This window comes from Duganella sp. BJB1802, assembly GCF_013369445.1.
Classification (GTDB): domain Bacteria; phylum Pseudomonadota; class Gammaproteobacteria; order Burkholderiales; family Burkholderiaceae_D; genus Rugamonas; species Rugamonas vulcania_A.
This window is the reverse complement of sequence record NZ_JABWEF010000041.1, coordinates 1-4,959: the sequence shown is the minus strand read 5'-3', so window position 1 is coordinate 4,959 and position 4,959 is coordinate 1. Positions and strand designations below refer to the sequence as shown.

Below are 4,959 nucleotides of genomic sequence, written 5' to 3'. Positions count from 1 at the left end.
TATCCTCGCTGCGGCACGCCTTCTGCGGCGCGGCGCCGCTGCCGGCCGCGGGGGCGCGCCGCTTCGAGGCGGCCGCCGGCATCCCGCTGTGCGAGGGCTACGGCCTGACCGAGGGCGCCTGCATCTCCAGCGTCAACCCGACCGGCGGCGGCCACCGCGACGGCAGCGTGGGGCTGCGACTGCCGCACCAGTCGCTGCAGGCGTGGCGCGTGGACGGCGCCGGCCAGGCGCGCGCCGCCTGCGCCGCCGGCGAAGTGGGCGTGATCGGCATCGCCGGGCCGAACGTGTTCCCCGGCTACCTGAACGCGCACGACAACCAGCGCATCTGGCTGGCGCCGGGCTGGCTCAACACGGGCGACCTGGGCTACCTGGACGCGGACGGTTTTCTGCACCTGACCGGGCGCGCCAAGGACCTGATCATCCGCGGCGGCCACAATATCGACCCGGCCATGATCGAGGACGCGCTGCTGCGCCATCCGGCGGTGGCGCAGGCGGCGGCGGTCGGCCAGCCGGACGAGCATGCCGGCGAGCTGCCGGTGGCCTACGTCATGCTGAAGGCCGGCGCCACGATCGCGGCCGAACAGCTGCTGGAGGAGGTGCGCGAGCTGGTGGCCGAACGGGCCGCCGCGCCGGTACGCATCGAGCTGCTGGCGCAGATACCGCTGACGGCGATCGGCAAGATCGCCAAGGCCGAGCTGCGCATGCGCGCCGCCGCCCACGTGTTCGGCCAGAAGCTGGAGCAGCTGGGCATCGCGGCCGGCGTCGCGATGCGGGCCGACAGCCGGCGCGGCGCGGTGGCGGTGGTCGATGTGGACGCGCCGCAGGCCGAGCAGGCCCGCGCGGCGCTGGCCCGCTACGGCTATCCGGTCGATCTGGCGCCGGCGGGCGGAAAGGAGCCAACATGAGCCGCGCCCAAAGCACAGCCCTGCCGGAGTCGGTCGACGTGCTGCTGATCGGCCTGGGGCCGGTCGGCGCGGCCGCCGCCAACCTGCTGGGCCGCTACGGCGTACGCACGCTGGCGATCGACAAGGCGACCGAGGTGTTCACGATGCCGCGCGCCATCGCGCTCGACAACGAGGCGCTGCGCATCCTGCAGCTGGCCGGCCTGGAGGAAGGCGCGTTCGCGGTGCACGCCATCTCCAAGGTGCAGATGCACTCGCCGCTGTTCGGACCGTACGCGCGGGCCAACACCGCCGGCGACCTGGACGGCCATCCGCGCCTGGTCACCTTCTACCAGCCGGAGCTCGAGCGCGTGCTGCGCGAGCGGCTGGCGCAATATGCCTGCGTGCAGACCGCGCTCGGCACCGAGATGCTGGACTACGCCGAGACCGCCGACGGCGTGGCCGTCACACTCAGGCGGGCCGACGGCACGCCGGCCACGGTGCACGCGCGCTACCTGGTGGGGGTGGACGGCGCCGGCTCGCCGGTGCGCCACCGCGCCGGCCTGGGCTTCGAGGGCAAGACCTTCAGCGAGGACTGGCTGGTGGTGGACGCGATCGGCGTGCCCGATCCGATCGACCACATCGAATTCATCTGCGATCCGCGCCGGCCGACGCCGCACATGGTGGCGCCGGGCGGGCGCCAGCGCTGGGAGTTCAAGCTGGCGCCGGGCGAAACCCGCGAGCAGATGGAACGGCCGGAGCAGATCCGCGCGCTGCTGGCGCCGTGGTGCGACACCAATCTGGTCACGGTGGAGCGCACGGCGGTGTACCGCTTCCATGCGCGCATCGTCGAGCGCTTCTCGCGCGGGCGCGTGTTCCTGGCGGGCGACGCCGCGCACATCACACCGCCGTTCGTGGGCCAGGGCCTGGTGGCCGGCCTGCGCGACGTGGCCAACCTGAGCTGGAAGCTGGCGTGGGTGGTGCACGGGCGGGCGTCGCCGGCCATCCTCGACAGCTACGACACCGAGCGCCGTCCGCACGCCAAGTCCATCATCCAGCTGGCGCTGCTGATGGGCAGGCTGGTGATGCCGGCCAACCGGCTGGCGGCGCTGGGCGTGCACGGGCTGATGGCGCTGCTGCAGCGGCTGCCGGTGACGCGCGCCTGGTTCCAGGACCTGAAGATCAAGCCGCAGAACCGTTTCGGACGGGGCCTGTTCCAGCCGGGATCGGGCCGGTCGCGCCTGGTGCGCGGCGGCTTGCTGCCGCAGGGGCTGGTGCGCAGCGGCACCGCCACCGCTTGCCTGCCCAGCGACGACGCGCTGGGGCCGCACCTGAACCTGATCGGCTTCGGCTGCGACGCGCTGGCCGCGCTCAGCCCGGCGCTGCGGGAGCGCTGGCAGCGCGCCGGCGGCCGCGTCGTGCAGCTGCGCCATCGCGGCCAGGCCCGCGCGGCGGCCGATTCGTGGGAGGACATGACCGACTGCCTGGTGCCGAACGCGGCGCCGGTCGGCTGGGTGGCCGTGGTGCGGCCGGACCGCACGGTGCTGCACGACGGCCCGCTGGAACAGGTCGACGACATCGTCGGCACCGCCCTGGCCTTGCTGGGGGCCGCCGGCTAAACAAATCGAACTCTCCCGGCCCCACCAGTGGATTCATCGCACCGGGGCTTTTTGTCCCGCCGCAGCAATGCGGCGGGATTTTTTTTGGACGCTTTTCGAAAAATTGATTGACATCATTTTCAGGATGACTAACATGTCATTATAAAAATCATCGAAGCACACCACAAAGGAGACAGCATGACCCGATCGATACCCCCTGCCCTCGCGGCGTTCGCGGCGTTTGCCGTCATGGCCGGCGGCGCGGCCCGCGCGGCCGAAGGCTTTGAACCGCGCTACAACCTCGCCGGCAGCCTGGGCGGCGAGCTGTTCGCGCCGCCCGACCAGACCGGCTGGGCCGGCGCGCTGGCCGTCACCCGCATCCGCGTCGAGAAGGTGACCGGCGACGACGGCCAGAAGCTCGGCCAGCCCATCCCCGGCGGCGCGCTGCCGCTGCCGGGCGCGCCGCCGGCGCTGTATCCCTCGTATGCCGGCAACCGCGCCACCATCGACGGCACCGGCACATTCACCCGCTCGGACATGGTGCTGGCCTACCTGACCACCGACCGCTACGCGGACGGCCGGCTGGCCTTCGTGGTCGACCTGCCGTATGCGCGCAAGCAGCAATCGATCGTGGCGGGCGCGCCGACGCCGGCGCTGCAGTGGAACCCGGCGGTGCCGGCCGCCACCCAGGCCGCCGTGCAGGGGCAGTTCGGCGCGCAGTACCAGGGCGCGCTGGCGGCGGAAGGCGCCGACGCCACCGGAACGCTCAGCGGCATCGGCGACGTCGAGCTGCAGGCCGGCTGGCTGTATGTGGGGGAACGGGTGCGGGTGCTGGCGGGCGGCTCGGTGATCCTGCCGACCGGGAAGTACGACAGCGGCCCGGCGCCCGACATCGGCACCGGCCACTACACCACGCTGCGGCCCACGCTGCAACTGGGCTATCTGCCGACGCCTGACGTGGCGGTGGCCGCCAAGCTGTCGCTGGGCCTGAACAGCCGCAACCACGACAACCAGCTCCGCAGCGGCAACTGGGCCGGCGTGGAGCTGGCGGCCGGCTACAAGACGCCGGTCGGCGTGGTCGGGCTGCACGCGATCCACCTGCGCCAGTACCAGGACGACGACCACAATCCGCTCGGCACCAGCCGCTTCCGCTCGACCAACACCGGCGCCTTCTTCACCACGAAGATCGCGCCCATCGACACGGTGGTGACGGTGCAGTACATCGCCACCACCGCCTCGCGCAACGCCAAGGCGGGAACCTTCACGCAGGTCCGGCTGATCAAGCTGTGGTGAGCGGGCGGGCTGCGATCAGGCGGCGTCGGCCAGCCGGAGCGCCACCCGCTCGAACTGCGGCAGCAGGCGCAGGAAGGCGTCCACCACGTGCGGGTCGAAGTGGGCGCCGCGTCCCCTGGCGATGATGCCGGCGGCGACGCCGGCCGGCATCGGCTCCTTGTACGGGCGGCGCGCCAGCAGCGCGTCGAACACGTCGGCCACGGCCATCAGGCGCGCGGCCAGCGGAATGGCCTCGCCGGCAAGCCCCTCCGGGTAGCCGGAACCGTCCCATTTTTCGTGGTGGCTGCCGGCGATCTGCATGGCCGTCGCCAGGAACTGGCCGCGCACGCCCATCTGGTCGCCGGCGCGGCGCAGGATGTCGTGGCCGCGCCGCGCGTGGGTCTGCATGACGGCCCACTCGTCCGGCTCGAACTTGCCTGGCTTGAGCAGGATGTGGTCGGGGATGGCGATCTTGCCGATGTCGTGCAGCGGCGCCGATTTCACCATCAGCCCGATGGTCTCGGGCGTCAGCTGCGCGGCGTCGCGCGGCTCGGCGGCCAGGCTGCAGGCCAGCAGGCGCACGTACTCCGAGGTGCGGCGCACGTGGTTGCCGGTGGTCTCATCGCGGAACTCGGCCAGCGACACCATCACGTCGATGGCGGCGTCCTGCAAATGGTGGATCTCGGCCAGCCGCTGCGTGACCTGGGCCTGCAGCCAGTCGTTCCGGTCGTGCAGGAAGTCCTGCCACGCCCGCACCTCCAGCTGTGCCTTGATGCGCGCCGCCACGATGGGCGGGCTGATCGGCTTGTGGATGAAGTCGACAGCGCCCAGCGCCAGGCCGCGCTCCTCGTCCTCGATGCCGGCGCGCGCCGTCAGGAACAGCACCGGCACCCGCGCCAGCCCGGCTTCGGCCTTCAGGCGGCGGCATACTTCGTAGCCGTCCATCTCCGGCATCATCACGTCCAGCAGGATCAGCGCGGGGCGCTCGGCCTTGGCCAGCGCCAGCGCCTTGGCGCCGCTGTTGGCCAGCAACACGCGGTATTTGTCGCGCAGCAGGCTCGATAGCAGGCTCAGATTGGCGGGGGTGTCGTCGACCACCAGCACGGTGGGGCGCGCGGCGGCGGCGGTTGGGGTGTTCATGGTTTCAGCCTTCAGTGCGGAGGGGCGCCGCCAGCTCGGCGAGCGCCCGGTCGAATTCAAAATGTGCC

4 protein-coding genes are annotated in these 4,959 nt (G+C 72.0%); 3 read left to right on the top strand and 1 reads right to left on the bottom strand.

Annotation, left to right across the window (positions count from 1 at the left end):
* The 3 genes from HUX88_RS31665 to HUX88_RS31655 form a co-directional block, all read left to right on the top strand.
* A partial coding sequence (locus tag HUX88_RS31665; protein ID WP_176364355.1) for an AMP-binding protein occupies positions 1 to 905 on the top strand: 905 nt, incomplete at its 5' end.
* On the top strand, positions 902 to 2,500 hold the full coding sequence (locus HUX88_RS31660; RefSeq protein ID WP_176364354.1) for a bifunctional 3-(3-hydroxy-phenyl)propionate/3-hydroxycinnamic acid hydroxylase: 1,599 nt from the start codon (positions 902 to 904) through the stop codon (positions 2,498 to 2,500). The genes HUX88_RS31665 and HUX88_RS31660, both read left to right, overlap by 4 nt.
* A 177-nt stretch (positions 2,501 to 2,677) precedes the next feature.
* Entirely contained in the window at positions 2,678 to 3,772 is a 1,095-nt protein-coding gene (locus tag HUX88_RS31655) for a transporter (RefSeq protein ID WP_176364353.1), read from the top strand.
* Between the two features lie 15 nt (positions 3,773 to 3,787).
* On the opposite strand, the gene HUX88_RS31650 is transcribed toward HUX88_RS31655, so the two are convergent.
* Positions 3,788 to 4,891, bottom strand: a complete 1,104-nt coding sequence (locus HUX88_RS31650) for an HD-GYP domain-containing protein (protein WP_176364352.1) — start codon at positions 4,889 to 4,891, stop codon at positions 3,788 to 3,790.
* Between the last annotated feature and the right edge of the window lie 68 nt (positions 4,892 to 4,959).